15 protein-coding genes are annotated in these 16822 nt (G+C 62.5%); 9 read left to right on the top strand and 6 right to left on the bottom strand.

Going from position 1 to position 16822, the window contains the following annotated elements; translation table 11 throughout:
- Positions 1–9: 9 nt before the first annotated feature.
- From HAQ05_RS05980 to dctM, 7 genes are all read left to right on the top strand, one after another.
- On the top strand, positions 10–1173 hold the full coding sequence (locus tag HAQ05_RS05980; RefSeq protein ID WP_190418422.1) for an acyl-CoA dehydrogenase family protein: 1164 nt from the start codon (positions 10–12) through the stop codon (positions 1171–1173).
- Between the two features lie 10 nt (positions 1174–1183).
- Positions 1184–2533, top strand: a complete 1350-nt coding sequence (locus HAQ05_RS05975) for an MmgE/PrpD family protein (protein WP_190418420.1) — start codon at positions 1184–1186, stop codon at positions 2531–2533.
- A 60-nt stretch (positions 2534–2593) separates the two neighbouring features.
- On the top strand, positions 2594–3793 hold the full coding sequence (locus HAQ05_RS05970; protein WP_190418417.1) for a CaiB/BaiF CoA transferase family protein: 1200 nt from the start codon (positions 2594–2596) through the stop codon (positions 3791–3793).
- Between the two features lies 1 nt (position 3794).
- The gene (locus HAQ05_RS05965) at positions 3795–4619 is read left to right on the top strand and encodes an HpcH/HpaI aldolase/citrate lyase family protein (RefSeq protein WP_190418415.1); all 825 of its coding nucleotides are present in this window, start codon (positions 3795–3797) and stop codon (positions 4617–4619) included.
- A 156-nt stretch (positions 4620–4775) separates the two neighbouring features.
- Entirely contained in the window at positions 4776–5774 is a 999-nt protein-coding gene (locus HAQ05_RS05960; RefSeq protein ID WP_190418413.1) for a TRAP transporter substrate-binding protein, read from the top strand.
- Positions 5775–5841: 67 nt separating this feature from the next.
- Positions 5842–6474, top strand: a complete 633-nt coding sequence (locus HAQ05_RS05955; protein ID WP_190418411.1) for a TRAP transporter small permease — start codon at positions 5842–5844, stop codon at positions 6472–6474.
- Positions 6474–7757, top strand: a complete 1284-nt coding sequence (gene dctM / locus HAQ05_RS05950) for a C4-dicarboxylate TRAP transporter large permease protein DctM (RefSeq protein ID WP_190418409.1) — start codon at positions 6474–6476, stop codon at positions 7755–7757. Before HAQ05_RS05955 ends, dctM begins: the two co-directional genes overlap by 1 nt.
- Positions 7758–7801: 44 nt before the next feature.
- On the opposite strand, the gene HAQ05_RS05945 is transcribed toward dctM, so the two are convergent.
- Positions 7802–10033, bottom strand: coding sequence for a TonB-dependent receptor (locus HAQ05_RS05945; protein ID WP_190418407.1), 2232 nt, complete (start codon positions 10031–10033; stop codon positions 7802–7804).
- A gap of 178 nt (positions 10034–10211) precedes the next feature.
- Between HAQ05_RS05945 and HAQ05_RS05940 the strand changes: the two genes are divergently transcribed.
- Both HAQ05_RS05940 and HAQ05_RS05935 read left to right on the top strand, forming a co-directional pair.
- Positions 10212–10892: a Fe2+-dependent dioxygenase gene (locus HAQ05_RS05940; protein WP_190418405.1), complete on the top strand. Its 681-nt coding sequence runs from the start codon at positions 10212–10214 to the stop codon at positions 10890–10892.
- 134 nt (positions 10893–11026) lie between these two features.
- Positions 11027–11545, top strand: a complete 519-nt coding sequence (locus HAQ05_RS05935) for a hypothetical protein (RefSeq protein WP_190418403.1) — start codon at positions 11027–11029, stop codon at positions 11543–11545.
- A gap of 49 nt (positions 11546–11594) precedes the next feature.
- On the opposite strand, the gene HAQ05_RS05930 is transcribed toward HAQ05_RS05935, so the two are convergent.
- From HAQ05_RS05930 to HAQ05_RS05910, 5 genes are all read right to left on the bottom strand, one after another.
- On the bottom strand, positions 11595–12758 hold the full coding sequence (locus tag HAQ05_RS05930; RefSeq protein WP_190418401.1) for a type III PLP-dependent enzyme: 1164 nt from the start codon (positions 12756–12758) through the stop codon (positions 11595–11597).
- Between the two features lie 375 nt (positions 12759–13133).
- Positions 13134–14291, bottom strand: a complete 1158-nt coding sequence (locus HAQ05_RS05925) for an osmoprotectant ABC transporter ATP-binding protein OsmV (RefSeq protein WP_190418399.1) — start codon at positions 14289–14291, stop codon at positions 13134–13136.
- Entirely contained in the window at positions 14288–14941 is a 654-nt protein-coding gene (locus tag HAQ05_RS05920) for an ABC transporter permease (protein WP_190418397.1), read from the bottom strand. Before HAQ05_RS05920 ends, HAQ05_RS05925 begins: the two co-directional genes overlap by 4 nt.
- Positions 14938–15840: a glycine betaine ABC transporter substrate-binding protein gene (locus HAQ05_RS05915; RefSeq protein WP_190418395.1), complete on the bottom strand. Its 903-nt coding sequence runs from the start codon at positions 15838–15840 to the stop codon at positions 14938–14940. The genes HAQ05_RS05920 and HAQ05_RS05915 overlap by 4 nt, the downstream gene beginning before the upstream one ends.
- Positions 15841–15861: 21 nt before the next feature.
- Positions 15862–16581: an ABC transporter permease subunit gene (locus HAQ05_RS05910; RefSeq protein ID WP_190418393.1), complete on the bottom strand. Its 720-nt coding sequence runs from the start codon at positions 16579–16581 to the stop codon at positions 15862–15864.
- Positions 16582–16822: the final 241 nt, after the last annotated feature.

Raw genomic sequence — 16822 nt, 5'->3', positions numbered from 1 at the left:
GAGCAGAACATGAACCCTGACGAAAACGAAGACCTCAACGCCATCCGCGAGGGCGTGCGCGCGCTGTGTGGCGAATTCCCAGCCGAATACTGGCGCAAGGTAGACGAACAAAAGGGCTTCCCCGAAGCCTTCGTGCGGGCCCTCACCGAGGCCGGCTGGCTGTCGGCGATGATCCCCACCGAGTACGGCGGCTCCGGCTTGGGCCTGGCCGAGGCCTCGGTGATCCTCGAAGAGGTCAATGCCTGCGGTGGCAACTCCGGCACCGTGCATGGGCAGATGTACAACATGTTCACCCTGCTGCGCCACGGCAGTGAGGCGCAAAAGCGTTATTACCTGCCCAAGCTTGCCAGTGGCGAGCTGCGCTTGCAGTCGATGGGGGTGACCGAACCCACCACCGGCACCGACACCACCAAGATCAAGACCACGGCGGTCAAGCAAGGCGACAGCTATGTGATCAACGGCCAGAAGGTGTGGATTTCCCGGGTGCAGCATTCCGACCTGATGATCCTCTTGGCGCGCACCACGCCCTTGGCCGAGGTGAAGAAAAAAACCGAAGGCATGTCGATTTTCCTGGTCGACCTGCGCGAAGCGATTGGCAACGGCCTGAGCGTGCAACCGATCGCCAACATGGTCAACCACGAAACCAACGAGCTGTTTTTCGACAACCTGCAATTGCCGCTCGACAGCCTGATTGGCGAAGAGGGTAAGGGCTTCAAATACATCCTCGACGGCCTCAATGCCGAACGCACCCTGATTGCCGCCGAATGCATCGGTGACGGCCGCTGGTTCATCGAAAAAGCCAGCGCCTACGCCCGCGAGCGCACGGTGTTCGGCCGGCCCATTGGGCAGAACCAAGGGGTGCAGTTCCCCATCGCCGAAGCCCATATCGAAGTGGAGGCTGCCGACCTCATGCGCTGGCGCGCCTGTGAGGAATACGACAGCGGCAAGCCTGCTGGGGCCAGTGCCAACATGGCCAAGTACCTGGCGGCCAAGGCGTCGTGGGAGGCGGCCAATGCCTGCCTGCAAACCCATGGTGGGTTTGGTTTTGCCTGTGAGTACGACGTAGAGCGCAAATTCCGCGAAACCCGGCTTTACCAAGTGGCGCCGATTTCGACCAACTTGATTTTGTCGTATGTGGCCGAGCATTTGCTCGAACTACCCCGCAGCTTCTGAGGGCACGCCTGTGAACCCTACCCATGCGTTGGCGGCGTTTCTGGCGGGCCTTGATTATCGCCAGCTCCCACCGGCCGTACTCGACCGCGGCGAAGAGCTGTTCCTCGACTGGCTCGGCTCAGCGCTGGCCGGTGCCGGCGCGCGGCCGGTGCCGCTGTTCGAGCGCTATGCCCAGCGAATGGGGCCAGCAAGCGGCCCGGCGAAAATCCTCGCCAACGGCCACGGCACCTCTGCGTATTTTGCCGCCTTGGTCAACGGTGCGTCTTCGCACTTGGTCGAGCAGGATGACCTGCACAACAGTTCGGTGCTGCACCCCGGCACGGTGGTGTTCTCCGCGGCGCTGGCCGCCGCCCAAGATCTGAACAGCACTGGCAAGGACCTGCTGTTGGCCGCCGTGGCCGGTTATGAAGCCGGCATTCGCATCGGCGAGTTCATGGGCCGCTCCCACTACCGCATCTTCCACACCACCGCCACCGTGGGCACCCTGGCGGCTGCCGTCGCGGTGGGTAAATTAATGGGTTTCGACCAGGCGCAGTTCATTCACTTGCTGGGTAATGCCGGCACACAAGCGGCCGGTGTGTGGGAGTTCCTGCGTGATGCAGCCGACTCCAAGCAACTGCACAGCGCCAAGGCCGCGGCCGACGGTGTGCTCGCCGCCTACATGACCGCCGACGGCCTGGCCGGGGCGCGGAACATACTTGAAGGTGACCAGGGCCTGGCGGCGGGCATGTCTACCGACGCGCAGCCGGGCAGGCTCTGCGACCGCCTCGGCGAGCGTTGGGCGTTGCTGGAAACCTCGTTCAAGTTCCATGCCTCGTGCCGGCACACCCACCCGGCCGCCGACGCCTTGCTGCGGTTGATGCAGCGCGAAGGCTTGCGGCATGAGCAGGTTGCCCAGGTGGTGGCCCATGTGCACCAAGGGGCGATCGATGTGCTGGGCCGTGTAGACGTGCCAACCACCGTGCACCAGGCGAAGTTTTCCATGGGTACCGTGCTGGGGCTTATCGCCGTGCACGGCAGCGCCCAACTGGTCGAGTTTCGCGACCTGGCGCTCAGCGACCCCAATGTTGCCGCGTTTCGCCAAAAGGTCCGCATGCAGTTCGACCCACAGGTCGATGCGGCGTACCCGGCACGCTGGTTGGGCCGGGTGACCGTGACCAGCACCGACGGGCGCACCTTGGCCGCGGCCATCGACGACCCCAAGGGCGACCCGAACAACACCCTGTCGCGCCCTGAGCTTGAGGCCAAGTTCCAACGGCTGTTGGCGTTCTCCGGTGCACGAACGGTTGAGCAGGGGCAGGCATTGATTGCCAGGGTTTGGCAACTGCGCGATGCGCAGGCGCTGGGCGACCTGGTTTGACGGGCATTACCGCGGGCGCGTGGCTGGCTGGCACGGCCCTTGGCACAAGAGGTTCAGTACATGTCTGAGCAAACACCTCGTCCTTTGGACGGCATCACCGTGGTCAGCCTGGAGCACGCCATCGCCGCGCCGTTCTGCACGCGGCAATTGGCTGACCTGGGCGCGCGCGTGGTGAAGATCGAGCGCCCCGGCAGCGGCGACTTCGCCCGCGGCTACGATCAGCGTGTAGACGGCTTGGCTTCGCATTTCGTTTGGACCAACCGCTCGAAAGAGAGCCTGACCCTAGACCTGAAACAAGATGCCGCCGCCGACATTCTGCAAAGCCTACTGGGTAAGGCCGACGTGCTGGTGCAAAACCTCGCACCGGGTGCGGCGCAGCGTATGGGGCTGGGCTTCGAGGCGCTGCATGGGCGTTTTCCACGGCTGATCGTATGCGATATTTCCGGCTACGGCGAAGGCGGCCCTTACGAGAAGAAAAAAGCCTACGACTTGTTGATCCAAAGCGAGGGTGGGTTCTTGTCGGTGACCGGCAGCCCGGGTGAGGAGGGCATGGCCAAGGCCGGCTGCTCCATCGCCGATATCGCCGCGGGTATGTACGCCTACACCGGCATCCTTTCGGCGCTGTTGCTGCGGGATAAAACCGGCGTCGGCAGCCGCATCGACGTGTCGATGCTTGAGAGCCTGGTGGAATGGATGGGTTACCCGATGTACTACGCCTACAACGGCGCACCGCCACCGCCTCGCGCGGGCGCGGCCCATTCGACGATCTACCCCTATGGGCCGTTCCCCACCCAGGGCGGTGGCACGGTGATGTTGGGCCTGCAGAATGAGCGTGAGTGGGCATTGTTCTGTGAAAAAGTGCTACTGGCCCCGGAACTGGCCAGCGACCCACGCTTTGCCGCGAACTACAAGCGCTCGGAAAACCGTGAGCTGCTGCGGCAAATCATCGTCGAAGGCTTCGCCCAACTGACCGTGGATGAAGTGGTGGCGCGGCTGGAGGTAGCGCAAATCGCCAACGCCCGGGTCAACGACATGCAGGGCGTGTGGCGGCACCCGCAACTGCACGCGCGCGACAGTTGGCGCGAAATAGACAGCCCCGCCGGCAAGCTACCGTCGCTGCTTCCGCCGGGGCGCAATGCGGCGTTCACCCCGCGCATGGACGGCGTGCCGGGGCTGGGCCAACATACCACGGCCATTCTTGCCGAGTTGGGCATCGATACCGCCGAGCAGGCGCGCCTGGCGGCGGCCGGTATTGTCTAGCATGTCAGAACCTATCCTGCGCTCGGCGCTGTTCGTGCCGGGCAGCCGCCCGCAGCGTTTTGCCAAGGCACTGGCCGCGGGCGCGGACGCGGTGATCGTCGATTTCGAAGATGCCGTGGAAGAAGCCTTCAAGGCGCAGGCCCGTGGCCACCTGGCGAATTTTCTGGGCGCCAACCCCGCTGCGCGCGTGTGGGTGCGCGTCAATGCCCCGGGCCATGCCGAACACGCCGGCGACCTGGCCTTTTGTAAACAGCACAGCGCAGTGGCCGGGGTGGTGTTGCCCAAGGTCGAAGAGGCCGCCCAGGTCGGCGTCGCCTGGCAAACCGGCAAGCCGGTATGGCCGATCATCGAGAGCGCCAAAGGCTTGTTGGCGCTGGGCGCCATTGCCCAGGCCGAAGGGGTGCAACGCCTGGCATTTGGCAGCCTCGACCTGGCGTTGGATTTGAACCTGAAAACCGGCTCGGCGGCCGCTGGGCATGTGCTGAACAGTGCCCGCATGGCCGTGCTGGTGCATTCATGCGGCGCTGGGCTGCTACCGCCGCTGGATGGCGTGTACCCCGCCATAGGCGACCACGAAGGCTTGCGCCAGGCCATAGGCTATGCCCACGCCATGGGGTATGGCGGCGCGTTGTGCATCCACCCGGCGCAGGTAGCGGTGATTCATGCAGCGCTGGCCCCCAGTGCGGCCGAGTTGGCCTGGGCGCGCAAGGTGCTCGATGCCAGTGTGGCCGCCCACGGCGCCGGTGCCTTCCAACTGGACGGGCAGATGGTCGATGCGCCTGTGTTGCTGCGGGCCCGGCGTTTGCTGGCCCTGGCGGCAACCTGAACACCTGTGAACGGCGTTCAGCTTGGCCGAACGCCGACTTATAGAAAAGCTAATTCTCTAAACGCCTGAAGCTGGGCCATCTTTACCCGGCGCAACACCTGGGGGCCACGCGCCCTCTGGCCGAACGACCCACAACAACAAAAAAGGGTGACATCGATGTTGAAGCTGACCAAGGCGCTGCTGTGCGCCACCGCACTCTCCTTGGCGGGCCTGGCTCAGGCCGCCGACCCGATCATCATCAAGTTCGCCCATGTGGTGGCCGAGAATACCCCCAAAGGCCAGGGCGCCTTGATGTTCCAGAAGCTGGTGGCCGACGACCCGCAGCTTAAAGGCCGCGTCACGGTCGAGGTGTACCCTAATTCCTCGTTGTTCGGCGATGGCAAGGAAATGGAAGCCCTGCTGCTGGGCGATGTGCAGATGCTGGCGCCCTCGCTGGCCAAGTTCGAGCAATACACCAAGAAAGTCCAGGTCTTCGACTTGCCGTTCCTGTTCGATGACCTCGCCGCTGTCGACCGCTTCCAGCAGGGGCCCCAGGGCAAGGCATTGCTGACCTCGATGGACGATAAAGGCATTCACGGCCTGGCGTATTGGCACAACGGCCTTAAGCAATTATCGGCGAACAAAAAAATCATCGAACCCAAGGATGCGCGCGGCCTGAAGTTCCGCGTGCAGGCTTCCAGTGTGCTCGAAGCGCAGTTCGTGGCCCTGCACGCGAACCCACGCAAAATGAGCTTTGCCGAGGTGTACCAGGGCCTGCAGACCGGCACGGTCAACGGCACAGAGAACACCTGGTCGAATTATGAAAGCCAGAAGGTCAACGAGGTACAGCCGTTCTTCACCGAAACCAACCACGGCTTGATCGACTACATGGTGATCACCAACGTCAAGTTCTGGAACAGCCTGCCGGACGACGTGCGCCCTGAACTGCAAAAGCTTATGGACCAGGTTACGGTGGAGGTGAACAAGCAGGCCGAGGCGCTGAACCAGACCGCCAAACAAAAAATCATCGATGCCAAAACCAGCGAGATCGACCCGCTCACGCCCGAGCAGCGCAGCAAATGGCGCGAGGTGATGAAACCGGTTTGGGATAAGTTCTCCGACGAGATCGGCGCCGACTTGATCAAAGCCGCCGACGAGGCCAACAAGGCGTCTTGAGGGGCGTGATGCCTATATGGCCTGCCCTGGCGGGTGGGCCACCCATTCCTACATTGGGAGAATGCCTATGCAAGCGCTCAGGCGGGTTTGGCAGCACCTGGAAGAAGGCATGATCGCCTGCCTGCTGGCGGCCATGACCTTGGTGACCTTCATCTACGTGGCCTTGAACAATATCTACACCCTGTTCTACACGCTCAGTGACCAATGGGCCGTGACCAGCGATTTTTTCGCCGGTATCGGTGACCACCTGATGGGCTATGCCCAGGGGATGACCTGGAGTGTGGCACTGACCAAAGCGCTGTTCGGCTGGCTGATCTTTTTCGGCATCGCCTACGGGGTGCGTACCGCCGGCCACTTGGGCGTGGACGTGCTGGTGAAAAAAACCAGCACACCGGTGCAACGCCTTCTGGGCATGCTGGCCTGCGCCTGTTGCCTGGCCTATGCAGGGTTGTTCCTGGTGGCGAGCTACAAATGGGTGTCGGCGTTGTTCGTAGCCGGTATCGGCGCCGAAGACCTCGATCGCTATGGTGTTCAGGTGGCCTACATTACCGTGATCGTGCCTGTTGGTTTTGCCTTGGTGATCGTGCGTTATCTCGAAATTTTCTATCGCATCTTCACCCACCGCCAAACCGGGCTCGGCCTGGCGGACGAAGCCGCGCACGCCAGCAAGCTGGCCAGCCCGGTTGAGGAGCGGCACTGATGACGGTTCTGTGTTTATTCCTGCTGTTGTTCGTGTTCATGTTCCTGGGCGTGCCGATTGCCATTTCGTTGGGCCTGGCCGGGGCGCTTTCGATTCTGCTGTTCAGCCAGGATTCGCTCAGCTCCTTGGCGATCAAGCTGTTTGAAACGTCCGACAGCTACACATTCTTGGCAATCCCGTTCTTTTTGCTTTCTGGGGCGTTCATGACCACCGGGGGCGTGGCGCAGCGGCTGATCGATTTTGCCAACGCTTGCGTGGGGCACATCCGCGGCGGCTTGGCGATCGCCGCGGTACTGGCCTGCATGCTGTTTGCCGCTTTGTCGGGTTCGTCGCCGGCCACGGTGGCGGCGGTGGGCTCCATCGCGGTGGCCGGCATGGTGCGCTCGGGCTACCCGAAAGCCTTTGGTGCCGGGATCATCTGCAACGCGGGCACGCTGGGGATCTTGATTCCGCCGTCGATCGTGATGGTGGTGTACGCCGCCGCCACCGAAACATCGGTAGGCAAGCTATTCGTGGCCGGCGTGGTGCCGGGCGTTCTGCTGGGCGTGGTATTGATGGTGGTGATCTACATCGTCGCGCGGGTCAAGAACCTGCCGGCACAGCCTCGCGTGAGCTTGCGCCAGTGGTTGCATACGGCGCGGCGGGCGTTCTGGGGGTTGCTGCTGCTGGTGATCATACTGGGCGGCATCTACAGCGGCATGTTCACCCCCACCGAAGCCGCCGCGGTGGCCGCTGTGTATTCGGCGTTCATCGCCTTGTTCGTGTACAAGGACATGAGCCTGAAGCAATGCCCAAAGGTGCTGCTGGAATCGGGGCGGCTGACGATCATGCTGATGTTCATCATCGCCAATGCCATGTTGTTTGCCCATGTGCTGACCACTGAGCAGATCCCGCAGCAGATCACCAATTGGGTGGTTTCCGAGGGCCTCACGCCCGTCGGCTTTTTGATCATGGTGAACATCGTGTTGCTGGTGGCGGGCAGTTTCATGGAGCCGTCGGCGATTATCTTGATTCTTGCACCGATCTTCTTTCCCATCGCCACCCGGTTGGGCATCGACCCGATTCACTTGGGTATCGTGATGGTGGTGAACATGGAGGTCGGCCTGGTGCACCCGCCGGTGGGGTTGAACCTGTTCGTGACCTCGGCGGTCACGGGTATGCCGTTGGGGCAGACCATTCGCGCGGCGCTGCCATGGCTGTCGATCCTGCTGCTGTTCCTGGTGCTGGTGACCTACGTACCGTTTATTTCCCTGGCGTTGCCGAACTGGTTGGGCATGCCGTGAATATGCACCCCTTTGCCGTTGGGCAAAGGGGTGTGGCAGGGGCTTCAGAAACGCACGCGGGTGGTCAACAGCGCGGTGCGGCCGGCCGCCATACTGGCGTAGTGGTTGCCCAGGGCCTTGTCGTAGTACACCTTATCGGTCAGGTTTTGCACGTTCAGTTGCAGGCCTATGTGGCGGGTGAGCTGGTACCCGGCCATGGCATCGAACCGGGTATAGGCCGGTACGTACACCGTATTGCCCACATCGCCGAACACCGTGCTCATGTAGTACGCGCCGCCACCGAGCACCAGCCGTGGCGTCACCTGATAGGTGCTCCACAGCGAGAGGCTTTGCCGCGGCGTGTTGGGCATCCGGTTGCCGCTGTTGGACGGTGCGCCAACGCTGACCTCACCGCGCCGCCCGGGCAGCCCGGCGTCGACCAGCTCGCTGCGCAGGTAGGTGTAGCCGGCGAACGCCTGCCAGCCTGGGGCGAGCAGGCCACTGGCGCTCAACTCCAGGCCGTCTACCCGGGTGGTACCGGCGTTACGGTAGGTGTTGTTGTCGACCAGCACCCGGGTGTTGGCTTTTTCGGTGCGGAATACCGCCGCGGTCAACGACAGGCGCTGTTCGAGCACGTCCCATTTGCTGCCCAGCTCATAATTGCGGGTGGTTTCAGGCTTCATTTCGCTGCGGGTGTTGCCCGACGCCAGCGGGTTGCCTTCGCTGCCCTCACCCACCAGGGCGCCGGGCGGGGTGGCCGAGGTGGCGTAGGACACATACACGCTTGCGTTTTCGGCAGGCTTCCAGGTCAGCCCGGCTTGGCCATTCCAGAATGTACTGGTGTGCTCGGTACGCACGCCCTTGTCTTGCACGCGGGTGGCGAAGCGATCGAAGCGGGTACCCAGGTTCAACTGCCAGGCCGGTGCCAGCTCAAGGGTATCCATCGCATACACGGCCAGGGTATCGCCGCGGGTGGCGACGCGGGTGGCCGCGTCGCGCCACGCAGAACCGGCCCAGGGGTCGTTTGGCCGTGGGCGCGTCAAGCTTGTGCATTGGCCGTCACCGATCAAGCTGGGCAGGCAACCGCTGGGCACCGGGTTCTTGTTCGGGCTGACCTTGTACCGGGTTACGTCGTTTTTTTCACGGGCGGCTTCCAGCCCTGCGCTGTAGCGGTGTACCACCCCGAGGGCATTGAACTGGCCGAACAGGTCGGCTTGGGCGCTGGCCGTATCGGTGTCGGAGTAGCGCGAGTTGGCCCGGCGCCACACCGTGCCATAACGGTCTATGTTGTGCTGGCTGCCGTCGGGGTTGGTGAGGATGTAGTCCTGGCCGGTGTTGCCGATGCGCAGTGTATTGCGCAGGGTGGCGTGCTCGTTGAGGTCGTGCTCGAACGCCAGGGTGGTGATGTCGGCGTGGGTTTTACGAAAGTCCCGGGCCTTCAGGCCATAGAAGTTGCCGCGGTCGCCGCCGTGGTAGGGGCGGTCTTTTACATGGCCGCTGGGCGAGCCATAGGCATAGGGTATGCCGGAGTCCGGTAGCTCATCGCTGCGCAGGTGGTAGTGGCTCAGCGTTAGCCGCGAAGCAGTGCCCAGGCCCAGGCTCAGCGACGGTGCCACCCCCCAGCGTTGCTGCTCGATCGCATCGCGGCCGGCCACGTTCTGCTCATGGCTGAGCAGGTTCAGGCGAAACGCAGCGGTGTCGGTTAGGGGCCGGTTCAGGTCGAGGGTGTAGCGCCGCGTTTGGTCCGAACCATAGGTAAAGGTACCCTCGGTGAAGGCATGGGCTTTGGGCAGCTTGGTGACCAGGTTCAGGCTGCCACCGGCCGCACCGCGACCGCTGAACGTAGAGTTGGGGCCGCGGCTGACTTCTATCGCCTCGACGTTGAACAACTCGCGGCTTTGCCCGCCAATGTCGCGCACGCCGTCGACGTAGGTATCGGCCTGGGCATCGAAGCCGCGGATGAAGGGCCGGTCCCCTAGCGGGTTGCCGCCCTCGCCAGCACCAAAGGTGATGCCCGGGGTAAAGCGCAGGGCTTCCTGCAAGGTGCTGGCGGCGGCGTCACGCAGTAACGCTTCGTTGATCACATTGACCGAACGCGGCGTGTCGAGTAGGGGGGCCGTGTATTTCGCGGATTGGCTGTGGGTGGCCCGGTAGCCCTCTGCCTTGGCGTTGATGTCGGTGGCCTCCAGTTCTAGCGTTTGCTGCGCATGGGCCGGGCTGGCAATGGCTGCCGCGAGGCTGATGGTCGATGCCCAGTGGCATCTATAGCGTTTCAAATTATTGATTTTACGAAACATTTCTAAGAATCCTCCCCCTCTTTTACGAAGGGGCGGACTGTAAAAGCCGGTGCCGGCCGCATCAAAGTAGATACGTTTTCAAGATGTGAATACCGCCCAACCTTCAGGGCCGGGGGGCTTGATAAAAGCCAATAGGAATCAATACCATTGGCCCACTTTCGGTCGCCGGTATCCAATTATGCTGTTACACATTCCCCAACTGTTCACCGGCGAGGAAGTCGCGCGTATCCGCCAGGCCCTGCAGCAGGCCGATTGGGCCGATGGCAAGGTCACCGCCGGTTACCAGTCGGCCAAGGCCAAGCACAACCGGCAGTTGCCCGAGGGCCACCCGTTGGCCAAGGAAATCGGCACGGCCATCGTCGAGCGTTTGTGGGCCAGCCCGCTGTTCATGTCGGCGGCGCTACCGGCCAAGGTGTTCCCACCGCTGCTCAATTGCTACCGGCCCGGCGACAGCTTCGGCCCGCACGTAGACAACGCCGTGCGCCAACCGCGGGGCAGCGCCGAGCGGGTGCGCACCGACCTCTCCACCACGGTGTTTTTCAGTGACCCGGATACTTACGACGGTGGCGAATTGGAGATCCAGGACACCTACGGCACGCAGCAGGTCAAATTGCCTGCCGGGGACGTGGTGTTGTACCCGGGCACCAGCGTGCACAAGGTCAACCCCATCACCCGTGGCGAGCGCTATGCCGCGTTTTTCTGGACCCAAAGCCTGGTGCGCGAAGATGCCCAGCGCGCCTTGTTGTTCGACATGGACGGCGCGATCCAGGCATTGACCCAGGCGCTCCCCGAACATTCGGCGCTGGTGACGCTGACGGGCACGTATCACAACTTGCTGCGGCGTTGGGTAGAGGTATGAGCATGCTGCGCAGTGCCCATCGATAACGGCTACTTGGTGCTTGATCGCTCGGCCCTGGAACCGGTACAGCCTTAACGGGCTTGCTGCGCCAGGGCGATGCTGTGGCACCTTTGATGCCACGTAGGAGCAGTACCATGGCAGCGCCTTACCTTACCGACTATTCGTTCGTTGCCCGGCTGAGCGCAACGAACACGCAATACCCGGGGCCGGTCGGCACCTGGGAATACAGCCCGGGCATGCACAACAGCAAGCTCTGGCACGCGGGCAGTTGGTTGACTACCACGCGGCGCGACAGCACCCCGCAAGCGCTATGGTTCGGCGCGGTGGAGTATGGCGATGAGGGCCACGTGTTCGAAATTCGCCTGTGGGCCGGTCAGCCGGGCAGCCCGCTGTACAACCGCCGTATCGACAAAAGCAAGAACGGCTACCTGGGTGTGTACGGGTTGGGCCCCGCGGTAGGGCCGCTGTGGCGGCTAAGCCAGGAGGGTGGGCAATTGCGGATCGCCACGCTCGAAGGGCAGCCCGTCGGTGTGGCCTGGGACCACGCGGTGTGGACCAGCGGGCGCCGGGGCAGCTACCTGTGCATAGCTGAGGGCGGCGGCGCCCGCTTCGATATCGAAATCGTGCAGGGGGCGGTCGCCGAACCGCTATGAATCCCGCTGGCGTGCCCACGTACCGGGCGCACCAGCAGCACGCCCAGCTTTACAGGTAAAACGACTTCAGCGGCGGGAAGCCATTGAACTCGATGGCGCTGTAGCTGGTGGTGTAGGCACCGGTCGACAGCCAGTACAGGCGGTCGCCGCTGGCCAGGTTAAGCGGCAGGCCGTACTTGTAGTGCTCGTACATGATGTCGGCGCTGTCGCAGGTCGGGCCTGCGATTACCACTTCTTCGTTCTCGCCTTTTTTATCGCTCCAAATGGGAAACTTGATCGACTCGTCGGTGGTTTCGATCAGGCCGGAGAACTTGCCCACGTCGGTGTACACCCAGCGTTCCACTGCGGTACGCGACTTGCGCGCCACCAGTACCACTTCGCTGACCAGGATGCCGGCGTTGGCGATCAACGAACGGCCGGGTTCCAGGATGATTTCCGGCAGGTCGTCGCCAAAATCTTCCTTAAGGAAGCGGATGATTTCTTCGGCATAGGTTTCCAAGCTGTTGGTGCGTTGGATGTAGTTGGCCGGGAAGCCGCCACCCATGTTGATCATCTGCAGGGTAATGCCGTCTTCTTCCTTCAGCCGCTCGAAAATCACCTTGACCTTGGAGATGGCCGCATCCCACACATCGATGTCACGCTGTTGGCTACCCACGTGGAACGACACCCCGTACGGCACCAAGCCCAGCTGCTTGGCCAGGATCAACAGGTCCAGGGCCATGTCCGGGTTGCAGCCGAACTTGCGCGACAGCGGCCAGTCGGCAGAGGTGGAGCCTTCGGTGAGGATGCGCACGTAGATTTTCGAGCCCGGCGCGGCCTTGGCAATGTTGCGCAGGTCCGCTTCGGCGTCGGTGGCGAACAGGCGCACGCCCTTGTCATAGAAGTAGCGCACATCGCGCGCCTTCTTGATGGTGTTGCCGTAGCTGATCCGCTCGGGCGCCACGCCGCGGTCCATGACCTTGTCCAGCTCGTAGATGGACGCGATGTCGAAATTCGAGCCCTTGTCGCGCAGCAGGTCGATGATTTCGACCGCCGGGTTGGCCTTGACCGCGTAGTACACCTTGGCAAAGTCGAAGCCGGCGCGCAGGTCGTCGTAGGCTTGGGCGATCATTTGCGTGTCGATGACCACGAACGGGGTTTCGTGCTGGTCGGCGAACGCCTTCATTTTCTGGAAGGTTTCCCGTGGGTAATAGTCTTCGAGCTGGATCGACATCGGCAGGCTCCTGAGCTGGCAAACAATAAAGGTAAGGGGTTGACACCGCGCGCCCTCCGTATCCCCACTTTGGTTCGCCTACTTCCCAAGGCATGTCGCCGAAAGCAAAAAGGCCACGCCGCGATAGGGGTGACCTTGCTGTCTCGTCGTCAGTACTTGAGCCGGATGGATCGTTTCCAGCATGGACGCTCGGCGCGCACTGTAGGACGTGGATGAGCCAAGATCAACTAAAAATGTCGCGTTTAAATAAATTCAACAAAGCACTTAAATAAATTAAACAGACTAAAGAATATTCAAACTTAATTTAACGACCCATAGCGCCAGCCAGTGTTCCCGCGCCGTAGCGATACGCAAGGGCGCGGGCAATAGAAACGCTCAGCTCGCCACTTGCTCGGCGGGGGATACGATGTTGGTTTTCATGCCCCGCGAGCGGCCAGAACTCAAGTAGGCGGCGATTGACTCTTGGGTCACCTCGCCGAGGAACACGTTCTCGGCGTCGAGCACGGGCAGCCAGGCGCGGTTGAACTCATACATGCGCGACAGCAGGATGCGCAGGTTTTCATCGAAGGCCGCGGTGGCGTTGAACCCTTGCAAGAAATCGCTGCAGGTGCCCTGTTGGCGGTGCAGGTCGCGGCGGCGCACATAGCCCATGGCCTTGTTGGCGCCATCGGTGACCACCACATAGCGGCGGTCATGCTCGTCCATCAGTTCCAGCGCTTCGGCCACCGGCGTTTGCGGGCTCACCGAGGGGGCATTGTCGGCGGCGTCTTCGGCCTTCACCAACAGGAGGCGCTTCAGGGTGCTGTCTTGGCCTACGAAGTTGCTCACGAAGTCATCGGCCGGGTGCGCCAGCAGGGTGTCGGGGTGGTCGATCTGCACCAGTTTGCCGGCGCGGAAAATGGCGATCTTATCTCCCAGCTTGAGCGCTTCGTCGATGTCGTGGCTGACCATGATCACGGTCTTTTTCAACGCCCGCTGCATCTCGAAGAATTCGTTCTGGATCATCTCGCGGTTGATCGGGTCGACCGCCCCGAACGGTTCGTCCATCAGTAGCAGCGGGGCGTCGGCGGCCAGCGCGCGGATCACCCCGATGCGTTGCTGCTGGCCGCCAGACAATTCGCGCGGGTAGCGGTGCAGGTATTGCTTGGGTTCGAGCTTGATCATGCTCATCAGCTCGCGGGCGCGTTCCTGGCACTTTTGCTTGTCCCACCCCAGCAGGCGCGGCACCACCGTGATGTTTTCCTCGATGGTCATGTTCGGGAACAGGCCGATCTGCTGGATCACATAGCCGATTTGGCGGCGCAGGGTCACGGCGTCGAGCGAGGTGGTGTCTTCGCCGTTGATCAACACCTTGCCAGAGGTGGGCTGGATCAACCGGTTGATCATCTTCAGCGTGGTGCTCTTGCCGCAGCCGGAAGGCCCTAGGAACACGCAGATCTCGCCCTCGTTGACGGTCAGGCTGACCGCATCGACGGCGCGCACTTCCTTGCCGTTGCTGTGGAAGGTCTTGGTGAGGTTCTGAAGTTCGATCATTTAAGCAGTCCTTTCGGGGTCAGCGAGCGTTGTAGCCACTGCAGCAGCAGGTCGGCGATGATGGCGAGCACACTCACCAACACGGCGCCGACGATCAGCATCGACATATCGCTTCGGCTGATGGAAGTCAGGATAAGAACACCGAGGCCGCCGGCCCCGATGGTGGCGGCGATGGTCATCACGCCGATGTTCATCACCACGGCGGTGCGCACCCCGGCTAAAATCACCGGTACCGCGATCGGCAGTTCGACCATGCGCAAGCGCTGGCCGAAGGTCATGCCGATGCCTCTGGCCGCTTCACGGATGCCCGGCTCGACGCTGGTCAGCGCCAGGTAGGTATTGCGCAAAATCGGCAGCAGCGAGTACAGGAACACCGCGGTGATGGCCGGCAATGGCCCCAGCCCCTGGCCAAACTTGGAGTAAAACGGTAGCAGCAGGCCGAACAGGGCGATCGAGGGAATGGTCAGCAGCACCGTGGCGCTGGCCTGCAGCGGGCCAGCCAGCACCGGGAAGCGGGTCATCAATATGCCCATCGGTACCCCGGCGATGATCGCCAGGCTCACGGCAATGCCCACCAGCATCACATGCTGGCCAGTCAGTTGCAGCACCTGGTGCCAGTCGATATGGGCGAAGGTGTCGAGAAAACTCATGGCGCCTCCTTCGTCAGTTCAGGGTGTTGTGCCAAAAAGTCCCGCGCCACCACAGTGGGGTTTTCATGGTCGACGTCTACCCGGGCATTGAGCTGGCGCATGGTAGCGCTGTCGAGCAAATCGGCCAGTGGCTTGAGCAGGCCGGTCAGCTCAGGGTGGGCGTCCAGGTACGCTTTGCGTACCACCGGCGCGGCGGTGTAGTCGGGGAAGTAGTGCAGGTCGTCGTCCAGCACCTTGAGGTGGAACGAATCCAGCCGGCCATCGGTGGTGTATACCAGCCCCGCGAACACCTGGCTGTTCTTCAGCGCCGTGTACACAAGGCCCGCGTCCATTTGGCGGATGTCGCGGCGGGTAAATTGCAAGCCGTAGGTCTTGGTCAGGCCCACCAAGCCGTCGGGCCGGTTGGCGAACTCGGTATCCAGGGCTAGCACATGGCTTTTACCGGGTTCATCCTTGAGCACCTGGTTGAGCTCGCTGATGTTGTTCACGTGCGGGTACTGCTTGGCCACCTCCTCGGGGAAGGCCAAGGCGTAGGTATTGTTGAATTTCGACGGTGATAGCCACACCAGGCCTTTTTGGGCGTCCAGTGCCTTTACACGTTGGTAGGTCGCGTCGCTGTCGAGCTTCTCGTTGACGTGGTTGTAGGACACCAGCGACACCCCGGTGTACTCCCAAAGCAGGTCGAGTTGGCCGGTTTCCTGGGCGCTGCGGGCGATGTTGCTGCCCAAGCCCGAGGTGATCTGAACATCGTAGCCTTTGGTTTTCAAATATTCGGCGGTGAGGGTGGCCAGCACGGTCTGTTCGGTAAACACCCGCGCCCCTACCCGCAGCACCGCGTTTTGCGCGCTGGCGTTGGCGCACAGCAGGGCCAGGCCCAGCATCAAGCAGATTTTTTTCATGTTCGGTCCTTGTCGGCGGGCTCAGCGAGCCGGGGCCAGGCCACGTTCCAGCCAGGTGCGGCTGGCGAAGGTCATCAGGCCGTCGAGCAGCAGGGCCAGCAGCGCGGTGCAGGCGGCGCCCAGCACCAGTTGTGGCTGGTTGTTCAGGGCAATGCCGGGGAAGATCAAACTGCCCAGGCTGTTGGCGCCGATCAGAAACGACAGCGGCGCGGTGCCCACATTCAGCGCCAGTGCCACCCGCACCCCGCCGATGATGATCGGCATCGCGTTCGGCAACTCGACCTGCCACAGCACTTGGCGCGGGGTCATGCCGATGCCGGTGGCCGCTTCCTTGAGCGAGCCCTCGACGTTCTTCAGGCCTTCGTAGGTGTTGCGCACGATGGGCAGCAGCGAGGCCAGGAACAAGGCGAAGATCGCCGGGCCCGCGCCGATGCCCAGAATGCCCAGGGCGATAGCCAGCACGGCCAGCGGGGGGATGGTGTTACCGATATTGAACACCTGCATGAAACGCTCGGCGCTGTGGGCGCGTTGCGGGCGGCTGAGCCAGATACCGGCGGGGATACCCACCAGCACCGATGCCAGCATCGACGCCAACACCAACTCCAGGTGCGCCTGCAGGTAGAACCATAGATCGCCCTGGTATTGGCGCAGGGCGTCTATGCCGATCCAGTGGACCAGCAGGGCCAGAACAACCACGATAGCCGTGGCGCCCAACAGCCCTTTTCCATAGCCATTAGCCACAGATGGACTCCTATTTTCAGTCGGCGCAGCCAGCCCGTGGGCGGTGACCCAAGTGGGCCGCCAAGGCTGGCTGCGCGAGAAGCAGCCCGTGCGCGGAGCCTGGCGAACAGGGCGCGGCGCGGACCATGAGCACAACCCCGTCGGGCTGAAAATTGCCGATGTAACAGCCCGGACGCAGAGGCGTATAGGGGGCAATGGACGTCTCCATGGTTTAAAAGGTTCCCATGTGAGGCGGCGTTTG

Source organism: Pseudomonas typographi, from assembly GCF_014694385.1.
GTDB classification, from domain to species: Bacteria; Pseudomonadota; Gammaproteobacteria; order Pseudomonadales; family Pseudomonadaceae; genus Aquipseudomonas; species Aquipseudomonas typographi.
Note: the sequence above shows the minus strand (reverse complement) of the source record. Positions and strands in the feature narration are given on the sequence as shown.

Bases quoted from the DNA above. Each gene is read 5' to 3' on its own strand.
- HAQ05_RS05980 (WP_190418422.1), top strand. From the start codon at position 10: ATGAACCCTGACGAAAACGAAGACCTCAACGCCATCCGCGAGGGCGTG.
- HAQ05_RS05970 (WP_190418417.1), top strand. From the start codon at position 2,594: ATGTCTGAGCAAACACCTCGTCCTTTGGACGGCATCACCGTGGTCAGC.
- HAQ05_RS05965 (WP_190418415.1), top strand. From the start codon at position 3,795: ATGTCAGAACCTATCCTGCGCTCGGCGCTGTTCGTGCCGGGCAGCCGC.
- HAQ05_RS05960 (WP_190418413.1), top strand. From the start codon at position 4,776: ATGTTGAAGCTGACCAAGGCGCTGCTGTGCGCCACCGCACTCTCCTTG.
- HAQ05_RS05955 (WP_190418411.1), top strand. From the start codon at position 5,842: ATGCAAGCGCTCAGGCGGGTTTGGCAGCACCTGGAAGAAGGCATGATC.
- dctM (WP_190418409.1), top strand. From the start codon at position 6,474: ATGACGGTTCTGTGTTTATTCCTGCTGTTGTTCGTGTTCATGTTCCTG.
- HAQ05_RS05945 (WP_190418407.1), bottom strand. From the start codon at position 10,033: ATGTTTCGTAAAATCAATAATTTGAAACGCTATAGATGCCACTGGGCA.
- HAQ05_RS05940 (WP_190418405.1), top strand. From the start codon at position 10,212: ATGCTGTTACACATTCCCCAACTGTTCACCGGCGAGGAAGTCGCGCGT.
- HAQ05_RS05935 (WP_190418403.1), top strand. From the start codon at position 11,027: ATGGCAGCGCCTTACCTTACCGACTATTCGTTCGTTGCCCGGCTGAGC.
- HAQ05_RS05930 (WP_190418401.1), bottom strand. From the start codon at position 12,758: ATGTCGATCCAGCTCGAAGACTATTACCCACGGGAAACCTTCCAGAAA.
- HAQ05_RS05925 (WP_190418399.1), bottom strand. From the start codon at position 14,291: ATGATCGAACTTCAGAACCTCACCAAGACCTTCCACAGCAACGGCAAG.
- HAQ05_RS05920 (WP_190418397.1), bottom strand. From the start codon at position 14,941: ATGAGTTTTCTCGACACCTTCGCCCATATCGACTGGCACCAGGTGCTG.
- HAQ05_RS05915 (WP_190418395.1), bottom strand. From the start codon at position 15,840: ATGAAAAAAATCTGCTTGATGCTGGGCCTGGCCCTGCTGTGCGCCAAC.